22 protein-coding genes are annotated in these 22,889 nt (G+C 61.2%); 14 read left to right on the forward strand and 8 right to left on the reverse strand.

The window, feature by feature from the left end:
• Positions 1-140: 140 nt before the first annotated feature.
• On the forward strand, positions 141-914 hold the full coding sequence (locus BMX62_RS10230) for a Fic family protein (protein ID WP_090208347.1): 774 nt from the start codon (positions 141-143) through the stop codon (positions 912-914).
• Between the two features lie 96 nt (positions 915-1,010).
• On the opposite strand, the gene ssb is transcribed toward BMX62_RS10230, so the two are convergent.
• The 5 genes from ssb to purM all read right to left on the reverse strand — a co-directional run bounded on the left by ssb (position 1,011) and on the right by purM (position 6,958).
• Positions 1,011-1,502 carry a single-stranded DNA-binding protein gene (gene ssb, locus BMX62_RS10235; protein ID WP_090208350.1) on the reverse strand — a complete coding sequence of 164 codons (492 nt, stop codon included), beginning with the start codon at positions 1,500-1,502 and terminating at the stop codon, positions 1,011-1,013.
• A 154-nt stretch (positions 1,503-1,656) separates the two neighbouring features.
• Positions 1,657-4,494, reverse strand: a complete 2,838-nt coding sequence (gene uvrA / locus BMX62_RS10240) for an excinuclease ABC subunit UvrA (RefSeq protein ID WP_090208353.1) — start codon at positions 4,492-4,494, stop codon at positions 1,657-1,659.
• Between the two features lies 1 nt (position 4,495).
• Complete coding sequence (locus BMX62_RS10245) at positions 4,496-5,290, reverse strand: DUF3108 domain-containing protein (RefSeq protein WP_090208356.1); 795 nt, start codon at positions 5,288-5,290, stop codon at positions 4,496-4,498.
• Positions 5,241-5,903, reverse strand: a complete 663-nt coding sequence (gene purN, locus BMX62_RS10250) for a phosphoribosylglycinamide formyltransferase (protein WP_202906253.1) — start codon at positions 5,901-5,903, stop codon at positions 5,241-5,243. Before purN ends, BMX62_RS10245 begins: the two co-directional genes overlap by 50 nt.
• Positions 5,903-6,958: a phosphoribosylformylglycinamidine cyclo-ligase gene (gene purM, locus BMX62_RS10255; RefSeq protein WP_090208363.1), complete on the reverse strand. Its 1,056-nt coding sequence runs from the start codon at positions 6,956-6,958 to the stop codon at positions 5,903-5,905. Before purM ends, purN begins: the two co-directional genes overlap by 1 nt.
• A 267-nt stretch (positions 6,959-7,225) precedes the next feature.
• Between purM and BMX62_RS10260 the strand changes: the two genes are divergently transcribed.
• From BMX62_RS10260 to hda, 3 genes are read left to right on the forward strand one after another with little or no spacing between them, the layout of a single operon-like run.
• Entirely contained in the window at positions 7,226-8,290 is a 1,065-nt protein-coding gene (locus BMX62_RS10260) for a DUF2066 domain-containing protein (RefSeq protein ID WP_162273533.1), read from the forward strand.
• Positions 8,290-8,847 carry a CDP-alcohol phosphatidyltransferase family protein gene (locus BMX62_RS10265; RefSeq protein WP_090208368.1) on the forward strand — a complete coding sequence of 186 codons (558 nt, stop codon included), beginning with the start codon at positions 8,290-8,292 and terminating at the stop codon, positions 8,845-8,847. The genes BMX62_RS10260 and BMX62_RS10265 overlap by 1 nt, the downstream gene beginning before the upstream one ends.
• Positions 8,848-8,882: 35 nt before the next feature.
• Positions 8,883-9,581, forward strand: a complete 699-nt coding sequence (hda, locus tag BMX62_RS10270) for a DnaA regulatory inactivator Hda (RefSeq protein ID WP_090208466.1) — start codon at positions 8,883-8,885, stop codon at positions 9,579-9,581.
• 22 nt (positions 9,582-9,603) lie between these two features.
• On the opposite strand, the gene wrbA is transcribed toward hda, so the two are convergent.
• Entirely contained in the window at positions 9,604-10,230 is a 627-nt protein-coding gene (gene wrbA, locus BMX62_RS10275; RefSeq protein WP_090208371.1) for an NAD(P)H:quinone oxidoreductase, read from the reverse strand.
• A gap of 113 nt (positions 10,231-10,343) precedes the next feature.
• Between wrbA and BMX62_RS10280 the strand changes: the two genes are divergently transcribed.
• The 6 genes from BMX62_RS10280 (at position 10,344) to BMX62_RS13450 (ending at position 16,150) form a co-directional block, all read left to right on the forward strand.
• Positions 10,344-10,649 carry a DUF4398 domain-containing protein gene (locus BMX62_RS10280; RefSeq protein WP_238375953.1) on the forward strand — a complete coding sequence of 102 codons (306 nt, stop codon included), beginning with the start codon at positions 10,344-10,346 and terminating at the stop codon, positions 10,647-10,649.
• A 182-nt stretch (positions 10,650-10,831) separates the two neighbouring features.
• Positions 10,832-11,992 carry an ABC transporter substrate-binding protein gene (locus BMX62_RS10285; RefSeq protein ID WP_090208374.1) on the forward strand — a complete coding sequence of 387 codons (1,161 nt, stop codon included), beginning with the start codon at positions 10,832-10,834 and terminating at the stop codon, positions 11,990-11,992.
• A 74-nt stretch (positions 11,993-12,066) separates the two neighbouring features.
• Positions 12,067-12,942, forward strand: a complete 876-nt coding sequence (locus BMX62_RS10290; protein ID WP_090208472.1) for a branched-chain amino acid ABC transporter permease — start codon at positions 12,067-12,069, stop codon at positions 12,940-12,942.
• Entirely contained in the window at positions 12,942-13,958 is a 1,017-nt protein-coding gene (locus tag BMX62_RS10295) for a branched-chain amino acid ABC transporter permease (RefSeq protein WP_090208375.1), read from the forward strand. Before BMX62_RS10290 ends, BMX62_RS10295 begins: the two co-directional genes overlap by 1 nt.
• A 4-nt stretch (positions 13,959-13,962) precedes the next feature.
• Positions 13,963-14,772, forward strand: coding sequence for an ABC transporter ATP-binding protein (locus BMX62_RS10300; RefSeq protein WP_090208380.1), 810 nt, complete (start codon positions 13,963-13,965; stop codon positions 14,770-14,772).
• Between the two features lie 31 nt (positions 14,773-14,803).
• Positions 14,804-16,150 carry an ATP-binding cassette domain-containing protein gene (locus BMX62_RS13450; protein ID WP_090208382.1) on the forward strand — a complete coding sequence of 449 codons (1,347 nt, stop codon included), beginning with the start codon at positions 14,804-14,806 and terminating at the stop codon, positions 16,148-16,150.
• 21 nt (positions 16,151-16,171) lie between these two features.
• Here BMX62_RS13450 and BMX62_RS10310 read toward each other — a convergent pair whose 3' ends face one another.
• A complete protein-coding gene (locus tag BMX62_RS10310) occupies positions 16,172-17,113 on the reverse strand; it encodes a class I SAM-dependent methyltransferase (protein WP_090208385.1) in 942 nt (313 codons plus the stop codon).
• Positions 17,114-17,280: 167 nt separating this feature from the next.
• Between BMX62_RS10310 and siaA the strand changes: the two genes are divergently transcribed.
• From siaA to siaD, 4 genes are read left to right on the forward strand one after another with little or no spacing between them, the layout of a single operon-like run.
• Positions 17,281-19,347 (forward strand): biofilm regulation protein phosphatase SiaA, encoded by a 2,067-nt coding sequence (gene siaA, locus BMX62_RS10315; protein ID WP_238375954.1) that lies wholly within the window; start codon positions 17,281-17,283, stop codon positions 19,345-19,347.
• 20 nt (positions 19,348-19,367) lie between these two features.
• A complete protein-coding gene (gene siaB / locus BMX62_RS10320; protein WP_090208388.1) occupies positions 19,368-19,913 on the forward strand; it encodes a biofilm regulation protein kinase SiaB in 546 nt (181 codons plus the stop codon).
• A gap of 39 nt (positions 19,914-19,952) precedes the next feature.
• Positions 19,953-20,348, forward strand: a complete 396-nt coding sequence (gene siaC / locus BMX62_RS10325; RefSeq protein ID WP_274377170.1) for a biofilm regulation phosphoprotein SiaC — start codon at positions 19,953-19,955, stop codon at positions 20,346-20,348.
• Positions 20,345-21,160 (forward strand): biofilm regulation diguanylate cyclase SiaD, encoded by an 816-nt coding sequence (gene siaD / locus BMX62_RS10330; protein WP_202906254.1) that lies wholly within the window; start codon positions 20,345-20,347, stop codon positions 21,158-21,160. Before siaC ends, siaD begins: the two co-directional genes overlap by 4 nt.
• Positions 21,161-21,169: 9 nt before the next feature.
• On the opposite strand, the gene BMX62_RS10335 is transcribed toward siaD, so the two are convergent.
• Entirely contained in the window at positions 21,170-22,852 is a 1,683-nt protein-coding gene (locus tag BMX62_RS10335) for a glutamine--tRNA ligase/YqeY domain fusion protein (protein WP_090208391.1), read from the reverse strand.
• Positions 22,853-22,889: the final 37 nt, after the last annotated feature.

Consider the following 22,889-nt stretch of genomic DNA (forward strand, 5'->3'; position numbering starts at 1 on the left):
GGTATCCGTTGCCCGGATTCGCCAAAATCACCACAAAATACCCTGATCTCACGGCTACTGGCGCTCGCAGCGTGAGGGAAATTCGGAAACTTCAGTTTCTATCATAAATCCGTGTTAAATGATTGATGGAGTGCAGCAACATGACCCTCTTTGATGCGCTTGGTTTCCGATGGGACAGATCGGCGGTGCCGACGACAGTACCGACGCACTCGCTTGAGCGGGTCTGCTTCCGCTTTCACAAGATGTTGCCTGAGTTTGTCTGGGATGCTTCGGTGCTCGAAGGCAACCCTTTAACCTTTCCCGAGATCAAGACCCTGTTAGATGGCGTGACTGTCGGAGGACGGAAGATTTCCGATCAAGAGCAAATTCTGAACCTCGCGGAAAGCTCCAAGCGCCTGCTGACGATAGTCAAGAGTGGTCAGTTCTCTCTGACCAAGAATGTGTTCATCGAACTGAACGGCATTGTCGTTCGCAAGGAAGCCTTGGAATGGGGCATATTCCGTGGCGAAGGGCAAGAGACGAACTACACCCCGGATGTGGGCCTCGGCGAGCGTGGGCGCTACACGCCGTTGCCGACACTACCCGGCGCACCGGAACTGAACCGAGTGTTCAACGAAGGCGTGACAGCACTACAAGAGTGCGAACCATTTGAACGTGCAACGGCTTTCTTTCTGTTCGGCACGTTGCAGCAATTTTTCTTCGATGGCAACAAGCGCACCTCGCGCTTCATGATGAACGGTGTGCTCATGTCGCATGGTATCGACGCGATCAGCGTGCCAGCGGCCAAAGTACAAGAGTTCAACGAGAAGATGGTGCGCTTCTATCTCTCGAAGGACGCCACGGAGATGATGGATTTCCTCGCCGGATGCCACCCGGATGCAGAGGCAATTCTTCCTCCACCAGAAAAGCTATGAATCCGTCTCAATCACGGAAATCGGATAGCCAATAAGAATAGCCCGCTACTGCGGGCTATTTATTAATTTATTCGACATTTCCGACTTTAGTGGAATCTAAAACGGAATATCGTCCTCGAAATCTTCTTGTGCCGGGCGATTGGATGAAGCAACCGGGGCCGGGGCTGGGGCTTGCCGGGGGGCTGGGGCTGGTCTGCCGTCATCATGATGGGGGCTGCTGCGCTGGCTGCCAAACTCGGTGGAACTGCCTCCGCTGCGACCGCCCAGCATCTGCATTTCATTGACCACGATCTCGGTGGTATAGCGCTTGATACCGTCTTTTTCCCATTCCCGGGTCTGCAGGCGACCCTCCACATAAATCTGGGAACCCTTGCGTAGATATTCACCGGTGATTTCCGCCAGACGCCCGAAGAACACCAGGCGGTGCCACTCGGTGCGTTCGGTCCAGTCATTGGTCTGCTTGTCCTTCCAGCGTTCCGCGGTCGCCAGGCTCACGTTGGCCACAGCGGCCCCACTGGGCATGTATTTCACGTCCGGGTCATTGCCCAGATTGCCGATGAGGATGACCTTGTTGATGCCTTTCGCCATGAGATCGCTCCTGAAAACAGAAATCGTCCATTGTATCTTGATTGTGGGGGGCAAGGCTGGAATTTATCCATCCGCCCACCAGAGAATAGCCTGTCTACAGGCCGATGTGGGCGTTCGGGTACTTCGCCGACTTACCCTTAAGGACCGTATTCGATCACACGACGGGGGCCAGCGCCAGCATCGGCGCCAGAAAACGCCCTGTGTATGATCGGGGTTCGGCAACAACCTGCTCTGGCGTCCCCGTGGCAATGATTTCGCCACCCCCTCCTCCCCCTTCCGGCCCCAGATCAATGAGCCAGTCCGCTGTTTTGATCACATCCAGATTATGCTCGATCACCACCACCGTGTTGCCGTGATCCCGCAGACGATGCAACACCTTGAGCAATTGTTCCACATCATGAAAATGCAGCCCGGTGGTGGGCTCGTCGAGGATATACAGGGTGCGACCGGTATCCCGCTTTGACAGCTCCCGCGCCAGCTTCACCCGCTGGGCCTCGCCGCCGGACAAGGTGGTGGCATTTTGCCCCAACTGAATGTAGGACAGCCCTACATCCATCAGGGTTTCCAGTTTGCGTCGCAGGGCCGGCACCGCCTGGAAAAACGCCAGGGCATCCTCCACCGTCATGTCCAGCACGTCATGAATGGTGTTGCCCTTGTAACGAATCTCCAGAGTCTCCCGGTTGTAGCGCTTGCCCTTGCAGACATCACAGGGCACATAGATATCCGGCAGAAAATGCATCTCTACCTTGATGACCCCGTCCCCCTGACAGGCCTCGCAACGGCCACCTTTTACGTTGAATGAAAAACGCCCCGGCGCATAACCTCGTGAACGGGCTTCCGGTACCCCGGAAAACAATTCACGGATGGGGGTGAACAGCCCGGTGTAGGTGGCAGGATTGGAACGGGGGGTGCGACCAATGGGGCTTTGGTCGATATCGACCACCTTGTCGAACAGTTCTGCGCCTTCCAGGGCCACATAAGGGGCCGGCTGTTCACCGGCACGGTTGATGCGCAAGGCCATCACCCGGTAGAGGGTGTCGTTGATCAGGGTGGATTTACCGGAACCGGATACCCCGGTAATGCAGGTGAACAGCCCCACCGGGATGGACAGATCCACATCACGCAGGTTATTGCCGCTGGCGCCCCGGATGACCAGTTGGCGCGCCGGGTCCACCGGATGCCGCCGGGCAGGCACCTGGATCCGGCGCTGCCCGGACAGGTACTGCCCCGTCAGGGAATCCTGGGTACGGCTGACCGCTTCCGGGGTGCCCTGGGCGACGATGCGCCCCCCGTGACGACCCGCTCCCGGACCGATGTCCACCACATGATCTGCCCGCCGGATGGCGTCTTCATCGTGTTCCACCACAATCACCGTATTGCCCAGATCCCGCAGATAGGTCAGGGTATTGAGCAGGCGTTCGTTGTCCCGCTGATGCAGGCCGATGGATGGCTCGTCCAGGATATACATGACCCCCACCAGACCGGCGCCAATCTGGGAAGCCAGCCGGATACGTTGGGCCTCGCCGCCGGACAGGGTATCCGCCGATCGGTCCAGGGTGAGGTAATCCAGCCCCACGTTCACCAGAAAATCCAGCCGGGCCACAATCTCCCTGACAATCCTCTCGGCGATCTTGCCCTGCTTGCCGGGCAGGGACAGGTTCTGGAAAAAGTGCCGGGCGGTGCCGATGGGTAGATGGGTCAGGGCCGGCAGGGTGTGGTCGCCGATGAACACATGACGGGCGGTCCGGTTCAGGCGCGTACCCTGGCAGTCCGGACAGGGATGCAGGGCACGGTACTTGGCCAGTTCCTCCCGTACAGCGCTGGAATCCGTCTCCCGGTAGCGCCGTTCCAGATTGGGAATGATCCCTTCAAAGGGCTGGGAGGAGCGGGAAATCCGCCCCCGCTCATTGTGATATTCAAATTCGATCCGGGTGCCACCGCTGCCGTGGAGCACCACCTGGCGAATGGATGGGTCCAGGGACTGAAAAGGCGCTTCAATATCAAAATCGTAATGCCGCGCCAGACTCTGGATCATCTGGAAATAATAAGCGTTGCGACGATCCCACCCCCGCACCGCTCCACCGGCCAGGCTCAGCCGTGGATGGGCCACCACCCGTTCCGGGTCGAAGAACTGTTGCACGCCCAGCCCGTCACAGGTGGGGCAGGCCCCCGTGGGGCTATTAAAGGAAAACAGCCGCGGCTCCAGTGTTGGAATGGCATAGCCGCAGATCGGGCAGGCAAACCGGGAGGAAAACACCAGGGGCGCCCGCTCCGGGGCCTCCAGCCAGACCACCAAAGCCATGCCCTCGGAAAGGTTCAGGGCGGTTTCCAGGGATTCTGCCAGACGTACCCGGATATCATCCCGCACCCGGAAACGGTCCACCACCACCTCGATGGTGTGCTTGCGCCGAGGCTCCAGTTTGGGCAGATCTTCCAGTTCCACCACTTCACCGTCGATGCGGGCGCGCAGATAACCCTGGGTCCGCAACCCTTCCAGCACGTTCAGATGCTCTCCCTTGCGCCCCTGGATCACAGGGGCCAGCAACATGAGCTTTTCCCCTTCGGGCAGCGCCATCACCTGATCCACCATCTGACTGACGGTCTGGGCCTCAAGACTGGTGTCGTGATCGGGACAGCGGGGAATACCTGCACGAGCAAACAACAGGCGCAGGTAGTCATAGATTTCGGTGATGGTTCCCACGGTGGAGCGCGGATTATGGGATGTGGTCTTTTGTTCGATGGAAATTGCCGGGGACAGGCCCTCGATATGATCCACGTCCGGCTTTTCCATCACCGATAAAAACTGCCGGGCATAGGCGGACAGGGATTCCACATAGCGGCGCTGCCCTTCGGCAAAAAGGGTGTCGAAGGCCAGGGAGGATTTGCCGGAACCAGACACGCCGGTAATCACGATCAACCGATCCCTGGGCAGGGTCAGATCCACATTCTGCAGGTTGTGGGTGCGGGCACCACGGATGAGGATATGTTCCATATCAGCGGCTATCGTGCCACTCCACCGACTCGATGGTCAGCACCAGACGCTCACCGTCTTCGAGCTGCTCCAGACGTACCGGCAGATAGTTAAGGCGAGGGGCAAACCAGGTACTGACCGTGGTGTCCCGTTCTTCGTTATGACGTGTCACTGGAATGGCTTCCAGCCGACCCATGGGGGTGTCGATGATTTCAGGTTCTCCCACTGTGAATGCATAGGTGCGGATGCGATTGGGTTCGACGATGGTTTCGGTGAACTCCCGCTGGCCGCGCCATACGTCATGGATCATGGAAAGTTGCAGGGCAAAGCGGTCGATGGCCCGGTCGGGAATGTCCAGTGTGAAGGCCTGGCCATTATGGGTGCCACTGGCGGTCAGGGTCTCCCAGTCAAAACGAATGTCAGTGCGCCGGTCCCGACTGGCGCCGGTGTGACTGTAGAGGTATTCCTCGCTGCGCAGTCCGGCAGGGGTCATGCGCAGGATACTCTGTTCGATAATTTCGTCGCTGCGCACCCAGGACAGCATCCCGGTAGGCCGGACTCTGGCCCGGTAGCGCAGACGGTCCCCCTCCCGGGTCAGGGTGATCCGGGCCACCACTGACAGTCCCATTTTCTGCGCCCGGTATTCTGCCGTATAGGAGGGCGGAACAAAGGGCAGGGTCTGGGCCTGGGCAGTGGGGATCAGCGCCAGAGCCAGCAGGACAGCCAGCACCAGCGGGATCACCGATGGCCATCGGCGACGATGCCGGTCACTGGTCTGCGATGGGTAATTCAAGCGGGGCCTGTAAGGGGTGTTCATCAAACCATACCTGTCCGTTGCAAAGTGTCAGCCGACCCTGACAGAACCACTGGACCACCTGGGGATAGGCCCGATGTTCCTGTTGCTGTACCCGCGCTGCCAGGGTCTGCGGGGTGTCATCGGGCAGGACGGGTACGCGAGCCTGCCCGATGACCGGCCCGCCATCCAGTTCTGTATTGACGAAATGGATACTGCAGCCATGCTGTTGGACACCCGCTTCCAGGGCGCGTTCATGGGTATGAAGGCCACGAAAGTCCGGCAACAGGGAAGGATGGATATTGATCAGGCGGCCTTGGTAATGGGTCACAAAGGCCGGGGTGAGTACCCGCATGAATCCGGCCAGCACCACCAGATCCGGTTGATGCAGGTCTATGGCTGTCATCAGTGCCCGATCAAAGGTGTCCCGGTCGGGGAAGTCCCGGTGATTGATCACCTGGGCCGGGATCCGGGCGCGATCGGCCCGGTCCAGTCCAGCCACCTGGGGGCGGTTGCTGATCACGGCGCGGATCTGGCCCTGGATGCGACCCTCGGCCACTCCATCAATCAACGCTTGCAGGTTGGTGCCGGAACCGGAGATGAGCACCACGATGCCGGGCAATGGGTGTGGCTTCATCAGCGGGTCAGCTCCACACGGGCTTCCCCATCACCGGCGGCAATGGTGCCCAGACGCCAACTGTCAATACCTGCCTGGGCCATCAGGGTCTCGGTGGCGGTCACGGCACTCTCTGGCAGCACCAGAATCATCCCCACACCGCAGTTGAAGGTCCGCAACATCTCCCGCGCCTCGATACCACCGGCCTGCTGCAGCCACTCAAATACCGGCGGTCTTGGCCAGGCCTGGGGGTCTATGTGTGCCACGGTGCCGGCGGGCATCACCCGGGGCAGATTCTCCAAAATGCCGCCGCCGGTGATGTGGGCCAGAGCATGGACAGGCTGCTGGCCCAGCAGTTCAAGCAGGGGTTTGACATAAATGCGGGTGGGGGCCATCAGGGCATCCCCCAGGGTCACGTCGCCGCAGGGGCTGTCCAGATCCGCGCCGGTGATCTCCAGCAGACGGCGGATCAGGGAATAACCATTGGCATGGGGACCGGAAGCCGCCAGACCCAGCAGAACATCTCCCGGACGAACCTGACTGCCGTCGATGATACGGGCCTTTTCCACAATACCCACGGCAAAGCCGGCCAGGTCATATTCGCCGGGTGCGTACATGCCGGGCATCTCGGCAGTCTCACCGCCCACCAGGGCGCAGCCACTCTGGGTGCAGCCATCGGCGATGCCTTTGACCACATCGGCGGCGGTATCCACATCCAGGCTGCCGGTGGCGTAATAGTCGAGGAAGAACAAAGGCTCGGCACCCTGAACGATGATGTCGTTCACGCACATGCCCACCAGGTCGATGCCGATGGTGTCATGGCGGCCCAGTTGCTGGGCCAGCTTGAGCTTGGTGCCTACGCCGTCGGTGCCGGACACCAGGACCGGTTCCTTGTAGTCTGCGATGGGCAACTGGAACAGGGCGCCAAAACCGCCCAGGCCCGCCATCACACCGGGGCGGTGGGTCCGCTGGGCGTGGGGCTTGATACGGGCCACCAGGGCATTGCCCGCATCGATGTCCACGCCGGCATCACGGTAGCTAAGACCTGGGGTGGCGGAAATATGTTTATGGGCCATGGAAACTCTATCACCATAAAGAGGGGGAGCAACGGACCCATTCGGGCCGTGCTGTCGTTGTGGCGGTTTGTGCCGGGCCTGGACCCAGGATAGGCGCAGGATATTTGTGTTATTTTAACAGGTCCAACCCGATGCCCACAGCACTGGTGATCACGCCCCCAGGTATTGATGGCTGTGCAAAGGGGCGCCGGTTGTCCGCATCCCCGAAGGATGTGGGCTGTGCGACCCGGTCAACGGATCTGTCAAGGTTCTGTTTTTGGAGCGTTTATGGCCGTTTTCGTCTCTTTGCCCCGCCAGCGCGTCCGGTTATCTCTGTTGCTGCTCCTGCTGGCTGGCCCGCTCATGGGTGCAGAACCGCCGGCCAATCTGCTGGAAGCAGAGGTGGCCGTCACAACCCGTGACGCGCCAGAGCGCACCCAAGCCCTGGGCAAGGCCATGGCCCAGGTGGTGGTACGGCTCACCGGTCAGCGGGACATGGCCAATGATGATCGGGTGGCTGATCTGCTGGCCCAGGCGCCCCGCCATGTGCAGCAATACCGTTATCTGGAAGATCCGGACTTGGCCCAGTTGCTTTGGGTCCGGTTTGATGGTGTGGCCGTGATTCAGCACCTGCGGGCCGCCGGACTGCCGGTATGGTCCGGTGACCGGCCTGCCCTGCTGGTCTGGCTGGGGGTCCAGGAGGACCAGGGGCGGCAGCTGGTGGCGGCTGCCGACCGGCATCCGGTACGCACGGCGCTGGAGCGTACTGCCTGGGAACGGGGATTGCCCCTGTTGTTTCCCCTGATGGATCTGGAAGATCAGCGTCGGGTGGGGCTTGCCGATGTGATGGGGGGATTCCACGAGCCGCTGCTGGAGGCCTCCCGCCGCTACAGCCCCGGCGGCGTCCTGGTGGTGCGGGTACTGCCCTCGGGTACCCATTGGCTGGCCCGTATGCAGTTGTTTACCGGCGAGACCTGGCACCAATGGGAGGCGTCGGACCCAACGCCGGCAATGGCCGTGTCCGCCGCCTTGCATCAAGTGGCCGATGACCTGGGTCGCCGTCTGGCCAGGGCCGGCAGCGCACCTCTGGCCCAGGATGGGGTCCTGATCAGTGTAAGCGGTGTGGCATCTTTGGCGGATTATCTGCGGGTGGCCGGCTATTTGGGGAACATGCCCGTGGTATCCCATCTGCGGCCCCATGGGGTACTGCCGGATCGAAGTGTGTTTCGGGTTCAGTTGCAGGGTGATGCCCATGATCTGGTTCAGGCCGTCCGGCTTGGTACCACCCTGGTGCCCGAGTCCGGGGGTGATCCGGCTCAGGGTATGGACACCATTGGATTCAGGTTGCCCTAGTGAATCTGCGCCAGCTCCCCAACACCATCACCCTGCTGCGCATTGCGCTGACCGGACCCATCATCTGGGCCCTGGCCACCCATCAATATGTGCTGGTGCTCTGGCTGTTGCTGGTGGCCGGCCTGTCCGATGGCCTGGATGGCTGGCTGGTCAGGCGATATGGCTGGTACACCCGGCTGGGGGGGTATCTGGACCCCCTGGCAGACAAGATTTTGATGATGGGCACCTACTTTACCGTGGCCTGGACCGGCCTGCTGCCCTGGTGGCTGGTGGCTGTGGTGGTGGCCCGGGATCTGATCATCGTATTGGGCGCCATGGCTTTTCGGGCAATGACCCGTAGCCTGGAAATGCAGCCCTTGTTCATCAGCAAGGCCAACACCTTTTTTCAGATCGTGCTGGTGCTGTCGGTGATCGTCAACGCCGGAGTGCTGGCGTTGCCGGTCTGGTATCTGGATGGCCTGCTGCTGCTGGTGCTGTTCACCACCGTGAGCAGTGGTCTGGCCTATGTGTTGACTTGGGGCCGCAAGGCCTGGATGCACGGGCGTTCGGCCCCGTGACGGGAGGACATCACCCTGTGGGTATGGGAAACGGCATGGCACGTCAGTTGACGCTGGATGTCACTCTGCGGGACGGGACCGATTTCCAGACCTTTCATCCGGGGGAGCAGGGGGGGCTGACCCTGGAGGCGGTCAGGGGGCTGGCCAGAGGGGCCGGAGAACGCCAGATTTACCTGTTCGGCGATGCCGGCACAGGCAAAACCCATCTATTGCAGGCCGCCTGTCACGAAGTTGCTGAATGGGGGGGGCGGGTGGCTTATCTGCCCATGGGCATGACTGCCGGCGGCGGGCCGGATGTGCTTCAGGGTTGGGATGGGGTAGACCTGATCGCCCTGGATGAACTGGACCGGATGCCCTGGGAGCCGGACCTAGAGCAGGCCCTGTTCAATTTGATCAATGGTGTTCGGGATGCGGGCGGTCGCTTACTGCTGGCCTCCCGCACCGCCCCCCGCCTCCTGCCGGTGGCCTTGCCGGATCTGGGTTCCCGTCTGTTCTGGGGACCGGTATTTCAGTTGCGCCCCCTGACCGACCCCCAAAAATGCCAGGCCCTGATTGCCCGTGCCCGGCAGCGGGGGTTCGATCTGTCACCGGAGGTCTGTGATTATTTATTGCGCCATCACCGCCGGGATCTCCCCTCCTTGATCACCCTTCTGGAGGCTCTGGATCGGGAGTCCCTGGCGGCTCGCCGCCGGTTGACGGTGCCGTTTGTCAAGCATGTGCTTGATGGCGGTTGAGTGTTCCCTCCATTGACCACGCTCAAGGATTAGCCTGCCGGCCACGGCTCAGTGCCAGGGCAGTGTGCGCCAGCCGCCGGCCCAGGGCATGACACAGCACCCGCTCGTGATCGGTCAAGGGATTGTTGCCCAGGGGACCGGCCACATGGGTGGCTCCGTAGGGCGAACCCCCCGAGGTGGTTTCACTCAGGGCCGGCTCGGTATAGGGAATGCCGGTGATCAGCATACCGTGGTGGAGCAAGGGCATCATCATGGTCAACAGGGTGGATTCCTGGCCGCCATGCTGGGTGGCTGTGGCGGTGAACACGCCGGCGGGCTTCCCCACCAGGGCGCCGGCCAGCCACAGGTCGCTGCCCTGGTCGAGAAAATATTTCATGGGAGCAGCCATATTGCCAAAACGGGTGGGAGACCCCAGGGCCAGACCGTGACATTCCCGTAGATCATCCTGGGTGGCATAGGGGGGGCCTTCGGCGGGAATATCGTCCTCAACGGCCTGACAGGTGGCCGATACAGCCGGCACGGTGCGCAGACGGGCCGTGCAATGGGCCACTTCCTCCACCCCCCGGGCCACATGACGGGCCAGGCGGGCCGTGGTGCCGGAACGGCTGTAATACAAAACCAGAATCTCAATCGGGTCAATCCGGGACATGGATAGCTCTCCCAGTGGGGGCAGCCTGTGCTGCCAGGTGGTTGTTGTCTTGACGTTTTTTAGACGCGGTGCTACCGTTTTTCATCCTCTTGAGGCCAGTAGGTCGAAGTCCCGTGCCCCGCACCCGCTGCCATCCCCGGACCTGTGGTCACCTGCTGCTGGCAGGCCTTGCCGCGTTGCTGCTGGCAGGTTGCGCCACCCTGGCGCCGGTGCAGGAAATGAGCGACGCCCGTCAGGCGCTGCGGGCAGCCGAGGAAGCCGGCGCTCCCCTGCGGGTACCCGGCACCTACCAACAGTCCCGTCGCTTGCTGGAGCAGGCGGAGGATAACCTCTCTACCGGTGAATTCCGCCAGGCGCGGCGCAAGGCCAATGCGGCCAGGGATCTGGCCATCGAAGCCCGCATCCGGGCTGGTCATTGACTCTGGCTGCATCCCTGCGGTCTGGACACTATAACACCCTATCTTTGCCCTCGACGCCGGTGCGCGGCAAGCCTGTTCCGATCATCTGCCGCCCTGAAGGGCGCCTGTCCGGTGGCGCCCCCGGCGCTATTGTGGTTTTATAGGCGGGTTTTTCCCTCGCAACCACAAGGGTGTCCGGAATCATGGTGACCAAGAACCGTTCTGTGTACCGCGCCGTACTGCTGATCCTCGTGCTGATCTGTAGCATGGTGGTTCCCGTGATGGCCGCTGAACCGATCCGGATTGGCGCCTTTGTGTCCGCCACCGGCCCGGCCTCGTTTCTGGGAGATCCCGAACTCAAGACCCTGGAAATGTATGTGGAAAAGATCAATGCCCAGGGTGGCGTGATTGGCCGGCCCCTGCGACTGATCCACTACGATGACGGCGGCAATGCCAACGAGGCCCGCAACTTCGCCAATCGCCTGCTGCGTTCCGACCGGGTGGACCTGATCATCGGCGGCAGCACCACCGGCACCACCATGGCCGCCGTGCCCCTGGTGGAGCGGGCCGGTCGTCCCATGATTTCCATGGCCGGTGCTCTGGTGATCACCGAGCCGGTCCGGCCCTGGGTGTTCAAGACGCCCCAATCTGACCGCATGGCCGCCGAACGGGTGCTGGCCGATATGCAATCCCGTGGCATCACCGGCATTGGCCTGATTTCAGGCACTGATGGTTTCGGTCGTTCCGGCCGGGAACAGACCCTGGCGGTGGCCGCCGATTTCGGCATCCAGGTGCTGGCGGATCAGACCTACGGTCCCCAGGACACGGACATGACCGCCCAGCTCACCCGGATTCGCAATACGCCGGGGGTGGAGGCCGTGTTCAACTTTGGTTTCGGTCAGGGGCCGGCCATCGTCACCCGTAACTATGCCCATCTGGGGATCGAACTGCCCTTCTATCAGTCCCACGGCGTGGCCTCCGACCGCTTCCTGGATCTGGCCGGCTCCGCCGCCGAAGGGGTGCGCCTGCCGGCTTCCGCCCTGCTGGTCCCCGACGCGCTCCCCGATGATGATCCGCAAAAGCAGGTGGTGCAGGATTACAAGGCCGCCTACGAGGCCCGCTGGAACATGCCGGTGTCCACTTTCGGTGGCTATGCCTATGACGCCCTGATGCTGGCGGTGGCCGCCATCGAGGCCGCCGGCACCAGCGAACCGAAGGCGGTCCGTGACGCCCTGGAGCAGATCCAGGGCCATGTGGGGGTCACCGGTACGTTCAATATGTCACCGGATGACCACAACGGCCTGGCGCCCGAGTCCTTCCGCCTGCTGGAAGTCCGTGACGGACAGTGGGTACTGGTTGACTGATGATCCGGGGGCGGACAGGTGCCGCCCCTGCCCGTGACGCACTTTCCCGACACAACATCCACTCTGGTTCATTCATGTTTGCCGAGTTTCTCCAGTACCTCTTTTCCGGCGTCACCATCGGCGCCACCTATGCCATGGTGGCCCTGGGGTTCACCCTGGTCTACAACGCCAGCCATGTGATCAATTTTGCCCAGGGGGAATTCCTCATGATCGGCGGCATGGCCACGGTCTCCCTGCTGGCCATGGGGGTGCCCCTGCCCCTGGCCATCGCCATGGCGGTGGCCCTGGCGGCGGTGCTGGGGGTGGCGCTGCACAAGCTGGCCATCGCCCCCGCCCGCAAGGCGGACGTGATCACCCTGATCATCATCACCATCGGGGCTTCCATCTTCCTGCGCGGGCTGGCGCAGATCATCTGGGGCAAGGAGTTTCACGCCATGCCCAGCTTCAGCGCCACGGAGTCGGTGAACGTGATGGGTGCCGTCATGTACACCCAGAGCCTGTGGGTGCTGGCGGTGGCCGGTGTCCTGGTCCTGCTGCTGGCCCTGTTCTTTACCCGTACCCTGATGGGCAAGGCCATCCTGGCCACTTCCATGAACCCCGGGGCAGCCCGCCTGATGGGGATTCGCACCCAGTTCGTGCTCATGCTGGCCTTCATGCTGGCGGCGGTGCTGGGGGCCATGGCCGGGATCATGGTGGCACCCATCACCCTGACCGCCTATGACATCGGCATCATGCTGGGGCTCAAGGGCTTCGTGGCCGCCGCCATCGGCGGCATGGGCAGCGGGGTGGGGGCCGTGGTGGGCGGTTTGTTGCTGGGGATCGCCGAGGCCATGACCGCAGGTTACATCTCCTCCGACTATAAGGATGCGGTGGCCTTCCTGCTGATCCTGGTGATTTTGTTCTTCATGCCCCGGGGTCTGTTCGGCGCTCGTGTGGCGGAGCGTGTCTGATGGCGTTGCGATTGCCTGAACGGGTGCCGGGCCTGCCGGTGCTGGCCCTGGTGCTATTGCTGTTGCCCCTGTTTCTGGGTAACGAGTTTCACCTGGACATCGCCACCCAGATCGCCCTGATCGCCGCCACCGTGGTGGGCCTGAACCTGCTGGTGGGCTACGGCGGCCAGGTGAGCCTGGGGCATGCGGCCTTCTTTGGCATGGGAGCCTATGCCAGTGCCATTCTCACCGGCACCTATGGCTGGACCTCGATCCCGGCACTGGTTTGCGGCGCCCTGCTGGTGGCCCTCCTGGCCTGGACCCTGGGACGTCCCATCCTGCGGCTCAAGGGACATTATCTGTCCATGGCCACCCTGGGCATGGGCATCATCATCGCCATCGTCATCAACAACGAGGGCTGGCTCACCGGCGGACCCGACGGCCTGGCGGTGGAGCCCCTCACGGTGATGGGCGCCGAGCTGAGCATTTTCGATCATTACTCCCTGCTGGGTCTGGAAGTCTCCGGGGCGCTGCTCTGGTACGGCCTGGCGGCCCTGTTGCTGCTTCTGGCGGTCTGGATCGCCCAGAACCTGGTGGATTCCCCCATCGGGCGGGCCCTGCGGGCAGTGCACGGTTCCGAGGTGGCGGCCCGGGTGGTGGGGGTGGATACTTCCCATTACAAGCTGCTGATCTTCGTGATCTCCGCGGTCTATGCCAGCGTCATGGGCAGTTTCTATGCCCATTACACCGGTTTCATCACTCCCCAGGTGGCGTCCTTCGAGCATTCCATCGAACTCATCACCATGGTGGTGCTGGGAGGCATGGCCTCCACCTACGGCGTCATCCTGGGCGCGGTACTGCTGATGCTGCTGCCCCAGTTGCTGACGGATTTTCAGGACTACGAGATGATGATGTTCGGCCTGATCCTGATGCTGACCATGATCTTCATGCCCAAGGGGTTGTTGCCCACCCTGAGCGAGGCCGTCAGGCGTCTGCGACCGCGGCCGGCCTCCGCCCCGGCGTCCGGGCAGGAGTAGGGTCATGAATCAGAGCGTGCAACAGACCGAAACGTCTTGTGACGACACCGCCCGGCCAGCCCCTCTGCTGGAAGTCCGGGGCCTGGGCAAGGCTTTTGGCGGTGTCCATGCGGTGGATGACCTGAGCTTCCGGATCCTGCCCGGAGAGGTCTACGCGGTGATCGGACCCAATGGGGCCGGCAAGACCACCCTGTTCAATCTCATCACTGGCCTGTATCAGCCGGATCAGGGGGACATTGCCCTTAAAGGTGAAGCGGTGCAGGGACTGCCGCCAGAGCGCCTGGCGCGGCTGGGCATGTCCCGGACCTTCCAGAACCTGCAGATTTGCATGAACATGACCGCCCTGGAAAACGTCATGCTGGGCCGGCATCTGCATCTCAAGCGCAATTTCCTCGCGGCCCTGCTGCGCTGGCCCAGTCTGCGGGCCAGTGAGCGGACCTGCCGGGCGCAGGCGGAGGAACTGATCCGGTTCGTCGGCTGCGGTGACTACGTGGATGCCGATGCCGCCGCCATGCCCTACGGTGCTCTCAAGCGCCTGGAGATCGCCCGCGCCCTGGCCACCCAGCCCGCCATCCTGTTGCTAGACGAGCCGGCGGCGGGATTGAACTCCACCGAGACCGCCGCCCTGGAACAACTCATCCGCAAGGTGGCGGCCGGCGGCATCACCGTGGTCCTGGTGGAGCACGACATGAAACTGGTGATGTCGATTTCCGACCGGGTGCTGGTGCTGGACTATGGCCGCAAACTGGCCGAGGGCACACCCCGGGAAATCCGCGACAACCCGGACGTGATCGCCGCCTACCTGGGCGGCTAGTCCCGCCCCCCTTATTGCCAGCCGGAATCCCATGACCGAGCATCGCCACGATCCCTGCGAACAGGCCGTCCACATCATCACCCGGGAGCATCTGAACCTGTGGCGCATGATCCTGTTGCTGGAGCGTCTGCAGCAGGACATTGCCGAGGAAGCCCAGGCACCAGATGAAGTCCTGATCAACGCCATCCTGGATTATTTCGAGCATTTCTCCGAGCGGGTACAAAGCGGTCCCAACGAGATTTTGCTGTTTCAGTGTCTACGGACACGGGCACCCGATGGCATGGCGGTCCTGGATGAGCTGGAACAGGATTACCTGACCGCCCACGAGGCCCTGCAGGGCCTGCGCGCCCTGTTGCACGACAGTCTGGATGACTGGCCGGCCAGGCGAGGCCATGTGATCCATGCCATGTCCCGATTCACCCAGACCCTGCGGCGACATGTGCAACTGGAGGAACAGGTGCTCATTCCCCAGGCTCGGGCATTGCTGAATGAATCGGACTGGGCGCAGATCGCTCAGGCCAAGGATCAATACGACGATCCCCTGTTTGGTGAGCGGGTGCGGGAGGAATTCAAGGAACTGCGCCACCGCATTATCAACATGGCCCCCGAGCATGTGGGTGGGCTGGGCATTGAGCACCCCCGACGGCTGGCGCCGCCGCCACCCCCGGAAGCCCTATTGGAGGTGAAAGGGTTGGTCACCGCCTATGGCCGCATCGAAGTGTTGCATGAAGTGGACCTGACCATTTGCCGGGGCGAGATCGTCTCCCTGGTGGGGGCCAATGGCGCGGGCAAGAGCACACTGCTCATGACCTTGTCCGGTCTGCAGCCGGTGGACCGGGGTGGGCTGGTCTATGCCGGGGCGGACCTGACCCGTATACCGGCCCATCAGCGGGTGGCCATGGGCATTGTGCAGGTGCCCGAGGGGCGGCAGGTGTTTCGGGATCTGAGCGTACACGACAACCTGCGCCTGGGGGCCTTCACCCGCAAGGGTGGAGTGGAGGTGAGCGAGGATCTGGAGCAGGTCTACAATCGCTTTCCCATCCTGCGACAGAAGCGTGATCAACTGGCGGGAATGCTCTCCGGTGGCCAGCAGCAGATGCTGGCCCTGGGGCGGGCCCTGATGGCCCGGCCCAGGCTGCTGCTGCTGGACGAACCCAGCATGGGTCTGGCGCCCCTGATCGTGGAAGAGATTTTCGACATCATCCGCGAGCTCAACGGCGAAGGGATCACCGTGTTCCTGGTGGAGCAGAACGCCTCCCAGGCCCTGGCCATCTCCGACCGGGCCTATGTGCTGGAAGCGGGCAGGGTGGTGCTGGAAGGGGCTGGCCGCGACCTGCTGGAGGACGACAAGGTCAAGGCGGCGTATCTGGGGATTTGATCAGTTGCGGTTAAGGTGGGATTACCGGGGCCGCCGGATGATCCAGCATCGATGGGGGCGGCCACGCCCGAAATCCTCAGGCACCGTCTGCCGGGTGATCTCCTCCACCTGGCAGGGGGCCAGTTCGTCCTCGTACAGTTTGAAACCGCGCCGGTTGTTGGAAAAGAACAGTTCCCCATGGGTCGATAACAGTCCCAGGCAGCGGTTGATCATCCAGGCATGATCCCGCTGCACATCCAGGGTGGCGGCCATTTTCCTGGAATTGGAAAAGGAAGGCGGATCCATCACGATCAGGTCATAACACTGGCCCAATCGCGGTGCCTCCTCCAGCCACCGCATCACGTCCACCCGTTCCAACCGATGGCGGGTTAAGTCCAGTCCGTTGAGCTGAAAATTCTGCAACGACCACGCCTGATAGGTCCGTGACAGATCCAGGGTCAGGCTTTCCAGGGCACCCCCGGCGGCTGCATGGACAGAAAAGCTCCCGGTATAGGCAAACAGATTCAAAAACCGCCGACCCTGGCTGCGTTCCCGCACCATCTTCCGGGTTTGGCGATGATCCAGAAACAGTCCGGTATCCAGATAGGCGTGCAGGTTCACCGAGAATTTCAGTCCGTCCTCCGACACGATCAGTTCATCACCTTCCTGCCCGGTTTTCTCATACTGCTCAGTGCCTTTCTGGCGCCGCCGAACCTTCATCGCCAGCGTCTCCGGCGATAGCGCGAACACAGTCCCCACCGTCTTGCGGACCTCTGCCACCCAGGTGTCATGGGCGGCGTCATCCGCCTCCCAGCGGGTCTCGTAAACCTGTACATGGGGGATACCGGCATACACATCCACTGCAACGGGATACTCCGGGATATCCCGGTCATAGACGCGGAAACACTCGATGCCTCGTCGTCTGGCCCATTTTGACCAGTGGCGAACATTTTTGGATAAACGGTTATGAAAAGGTGAATTCATCGGGTGATGGGGGCTGTGGCAGGGATGGTGGTGGAAGACGAGGTGGCCGAATATGCCCTTGCCCATGGATTATATGTGCTTTTCCGAGCCATCTTCGGCCCTGGCCATTGGGAGCGAAAAACAGCCTGTATAATCAAGGGGGGCTTTAAACTATACTGGCTTTGCCGATGTCCCTGATTGATCTTTCCATGGCCTCTGACTCATCCAAGGATACCGTCGCCGGTGGCGGGCCTGGCCTGCGGGCCAGGTCGGTGCTGGCCTTGGCCTTGGCGGGGCTGATTGTCCTGCTGCCGGCAGGTATCCTGGGCTGGTATGCGCTGGAAACGGTACGACAGTATTTTGGTCAGGGGTTCGCCGAGAATTTCACCCGTCTGCACCGGGAGCGCATTCTTGCCCCCGTGACCCGGGATCTGGCGCTGTCCATGCGGCTGGCCGATTCCCGTCTGACCTACCGGTTCCTGCTTGATGAGGATGCGCCCCAGGCCCGGACCGATTTTTTCGAGGAAGCCGAAGGCTATCGCCAGGATTTTCGCTCCCGATCCTATTTCATCATCAGCCTTGCCAGCAAGCATTACTACTTCAACGATGACGGCTCGCTCCAGCAGACGCCACGCTACCGGCTGTCTCCAGACCGGCCCGAGGATGCCTGGTTCTTCGCTTTGCTGGAACAGGGCGTGTCCCACAACATCAATGTGAACCACGACCTGCAACTGGGCACCACCAGAGTCTGGCTCAACGTGATGGTGACCGATCAGGCCGGGGAACCCATCGGTATGGCCGGGACCGGACTGGAACTGGGGGAATTTCTCGCAGATTTCATCCAGGATCGCCCTCCGGGTGTCACCCCCATGATCCTTGACGGCAATGGCGCTTTGCAGGCCCATCCAGACCCGGCGTTGATCAGTTTTGCCTCCACGACTGTAGGTGGCGACGGGATGCTGACCTTGTTTTCCCGTCTGCCCCAGGCCGTGGATCAGGAACGGCTTGAGCAGGCCATGGGCCAGGCCCAGGCCAACCTTGATCAGGTGCCCCTGTTCACAGCACGGCTCGATGGTCGTGATCAGTTGCTGGCGTTGGCCTACCTTCCGGAACTGGACTGGTATGTGGTCGTCGCTGTGGATCTGGCCGCTGCTGGCGTGATTCAGCGCACCTGGTTGTGGAGTGGCCTGCTGGCCATCGGGGGGATTCTGGTATTGCTGCTGACGGGCTTTGCTCTGGCCGTGGATCGTACCGTGCTGCGTCCCCTGCGCCGCTTGCAACAATCGGCCACGGTCATGTCCCAGGGTCGGTATGATATTCGCCTGCCCCCTTCAGGTGGGGGTGAAATCGGTGACCTCACCCGGGCCTTTGAGCGGATGGCCGAGCAGGTCAGGCAGCATACCCGTGAACTGGAATACAGGGTGCAGGACCGCACCGCCGAACTGCGTCGGGCCAACGAGGAAATGGCCCAGGCCCAGCGGCAGATCAAGGACTCCATTGACTACGCCAGCCTGATTCAGCGGGCTATCCTGCCGGATCACCGGATGGCTGCCCTGCTGGGTGCCCATCATTTCGTGCTCTGGCGTCCCAGGGACGTGGTCGGGGGCGATTTTTACCTGTTTCACAACGAAGGAGACCGGTATCTGATCGGTATTGTGGATTGCGCCGGTCATGGGGTGGCCGGTGCCCTGATGACCATGCTGGCCCGGGCGGCCCTGGATCAGGCCATCAGCAGTCAGGGGATGGCCTCTCCGGCAGCCCTGTTGACGCAGGCAGATCACAGCATACGGGATATGTTGGGGGACAGTGAGGCCAGGGGAGTGGCCACCCATATGGACGTGGGACTGGCGTTCGTGGACCGGCACCAGGGCGTGTTACGCTATGCGGGCGCCCGTATTGGCCTTTATCATAGTGACGGGCACACTGTTGAGGTGATCAAGGGGGGCCGTCGGGCGTTGGGAGATCGGCGCCGTGGCCGCTACGATGATGTGGAACTGGCTCTGAATCCGGCCAGCACGTACTATCTGGTCACCGACGGGTATCTGGATCAGTCCGGTGGTGATATGGGGTTTGGGCTGGGCTCAAGTTTGTTCATGAAACTCTTGATTGACCATGCCCGACTCCCTTTGTCGGAGCAGGCCCAGGCCCTGAATCAGGCGTTGGATGACTATCGCGGTCACCACGAGCAACGGGACGACGTCACTGTACTGGCTTTTCGCGTGGATCAGGATGCCAGTACCCGTTTCCATCATTGATCATAAGGTAGCCTGCTTTCATGTCCGAAATTGATCTGTTTGGCCTGCGGCGTCAGTTCCATCACGGCCAGATCCTGCTGTGTTTCAATGGCCCTATTTCTCGCGGTCTGATCGAAGAAATCGGTAACGCTCTGAGAAATTATCTGGAAGCGGATAACACATTACCTGGGGCGGCGATGGACGTGTTTGCCATCTATATCGAGCTGACCCAGAACATCCGCCACTATGTCACCCGCATGGGCTATGATGACCGGGATGGTTCCGCCACCGTGGTGGTGGCCCGCAATGATCAGGGGCGGCATGTGATCATGTCGGGTAATCTGACACAACCCGAAGATGCTGTCCGACTGCAGCAGCGGGTGGCAGAGTTGGCGGCCATGGATAAAACCGAACTCAAGGCGGCCTACAAGGCGCAATTGCGTCAACCCAGAACCCGGAGCGCCCTGTCCGGCGCCGGTCTGGGGCTGGTGGATGTGGCCCGCAAGTCCGTAGAGCCATTGCAAGCCCAAGTGTCCGTGATCCCCGATGATGAGCGTGTGCTGTTCAGTCTGCGTGCCGTGGTCTGATGCCGCCTTGTCATTTAGCTGAGTCAACAGGCGTAATTGATGATGACCAAAGATCTGGATATTCCCGCCACTCAGTCCACTCCGGCCATCCGTTCTGAATGGGCCCGGGGCCGGCTGTACATGGATGGTAATTCCTATCCGGAGAATTCCTTTGAGTTCTTCACCGAAGTGTTTGACTGGATACAGGCGCATTTATCCACCACGGATGGCCCGTTGCATCTGGAACTTGGGCTGATCTACATGAATACCAGCAGTGTCAAGGCCATGATGGATATTTTCGACATGCTTGAGGAAGCCTGGGCCGACACCAGGGATATTGCCGTCAACTGGTATTACGATCCCCGTAATGAACGGGTGATGGAGATGGCTGAAGAATTTCGTGAGGATTATACTTTTCCGTTTCATATCCTGCCCACACCCAGGGAGGCGCCATGACCGGCGCTGCCACCCGCCGGCGGGGATCGGAAATTCCCCTGTCGGTTCGCTTGCAGGCGGCAATAGAGGGTATTGATCATGAAGACCATCCCCTGCTCCCTTTGCTGATGGAGTTGCAGGATTATCTGCATGCCCAGGATCAGCGCCTGGAGCGTCTGCTGCGGATTGCTGATGGCTATCATCAACTTGAACGGCATCAGAATCTGTCCCTGGCCGAGCGTTGCGACCGGCAACTCAAACGTATGGAAAAACTGGCCCGGATCTCGGACCAGTATCAGCGCAGCCTTTGGGAAGTCACCGAAACCTTGCGGCAGGCTGCCAATCAGGATCCCTTGACCGGGTTGGCCAATCGGCGTCATCTGATGGAACGGCTCAAGGAGGAAACCGAACGAACCTGTCGTCGCCAGTCCAGCCTGTCCATTGCCCTGATGGATGTGGACCATTTCAAACAGATCAATGACGGTTTTGGCCATGAAACTGGCGATCAGGCCCTGTGCCGGATTGCGGAAGTGATGAGCGGGTGTGTGCGGCGCTACGACATTCATGGTCGTTGGGGAGGAGAGGAATTTTTACTGCTGATGCCTGATACCCCCCTGCCCCAGGCCGTTCAGGTGCTGGAACGGGTGCGCCAGGCGGTAGAGGGCATCACCGTCGGTGATGACCCATCTGTCCCGCCTTTGCAGTTGTCCATCAGCAGTGGCGTCACCCTGTTGCGCCACGGTGAGGAGGTGGACCATGCCCTGAAGCGGGCCGATGATGCCCTGTTCAGTGCCAAGCGCCTGGGTCGGAACCGGGTGGAAACGGCCCCATAATGCCCCTGATCATGCCCCCTGCTTTTCCAGCTTTGCCCAGGTATCCCGCAGGGTCACGGCCCGGTTGAATACGGGCCGCTTTGGGGTGCTGTCCGGGTCGGGGGTGAAGTAGCCCAGACGCTCGAACTGAAAAGGTTCACCAGGACTGGCCTCCGCCAGGGCCGGTTCGATGCGGGCATCGGCTACCACAACCAGGGATTCGGGGTTGATGTGGGTGATAAAGTCTACGGTTTTGTCACCGTCTGGCTGGGGAACCTGGAATAGACGATCATAAAGCCGGACCTCGGCAGCTACCGAGTGGGTGGCAGATACCCAGTGAATGGTTCCCTTGACCTTGCGGTCGGCGCCAGGTCTGCCAGAGCGGGTGTCTGGGTCCAAAGTGCAATGCAGTGCCAGCACATGGCCTTGCTCATCCTTGATCACCTCGTGACATTGGATGATGAAGGCATTGCGCAGGCGCACTTCACCACCGGGCTTGAGGCGGAAAAACTTTTTGGGCGCTTCTTCCATGAAGTCGTCGGCCTCGATAAAAATTTCCCGGGTCATGGCCACCCGACGGGTGCCTAACTCTGGCCGCTGGGGATGAATGGCAGCATCCAGCCATTCTGTCTCCCCTTCCGGGAAGTTGGTCAGTATCAGCTTGAGAGGCCGAAGAACCGCCATGGTGCGGGGGGCACGTGTATTCAGGTCATTGCGCAGGGCGTTTTCCAGCACCCCAAATGGAATGACCGAATCGGATCGGGTAACGCCGATTTCGCTACAGAAGGCCCGGATGGCTTCAGGGGTAAATCCCCGGCGCCGAACCCCGGCCAGGGTGGGCATACGGGGATCATCCCAGCCGTTCACATGGCCTTCGTCCACCAGACGGGTCAGCCGACGTTTGGAAAGTACCGTGTAATCCAGATTCAGCCGGGAAAATTCGATCTGCACCGGATGGGATGGCACGGGTAAATGGTTCAGCAGCCATTCGTACAGAGGACGGTGGTCCTCAAACTCCAATGTACACAGGGAATGGGTGATATGCTCGATGGCATCGCTCTGGCCGTGGGCATAGTCGTAGCTGGGGTAGATGCACCATTGATCGCCAGTGCGGGGGTGGCTCAGGTGGCGGATACGGTATATGACCGGATCCCGCAGATTGATGTTGCCCGCGTTCATGTCGATCTTTGCCCGCAGTACGTGGGCACCATCGGGAAATTCGCCGGCACGCATACGCTCGAACAGATCCCGGCTTTCCTGTGGGGGGCGATGGCGGAAGGGGCTTTCCACGCCCGGTTCGGTCAGGGTACCCCGTTGGGCACGGATGGTTTCTGCATCCTGGCTGTCCACATAGGCCAGACCCTGGTCGATCAGGTGCAGTGCCCAGGCATAGAGCTGCTCAAAGTAGTCAGAGGCATGGCACTCATGTTTCCAGGTATAGCCCAGCCAGCGCACGTCCTCCTTGATGGCATCAATGTAACGCTGTTCTTCCTTGGCCGGATTGGTATCGTCAAAGCGCAGATTGGTATACCCACCAAACTCCTGGGCCATGCTGAAGTTCAAGGCGATGGACTTGGCATGGCCCAGATGCAGGTAGCCATTGGGTTCTGGTGGAAAACGGGTGATGACCCGCTGGTACTGGCCTGCATCCAGTGCCTTGCGAATACGGTTGCGGATGAAATGGGCGGGAGCCTGGATGTCCGGTTCAGTCATTGCCTGGTGGGAGCTAGGGATAAGCCCCCCAGTATAC

The sequence above is a fragment of the Ectothiorhodospira magna genome (assembly GCF_900110965.1).
In the GTDB taxonomy this organism is placed as follows: Bacteria; Pseudomonadota; Gammaproteobacteria; order Ectothiorhodospirales; family Ectothiorhodospiraceae; genus Ectothiorhodospira; species Ectothiorhodospira magna.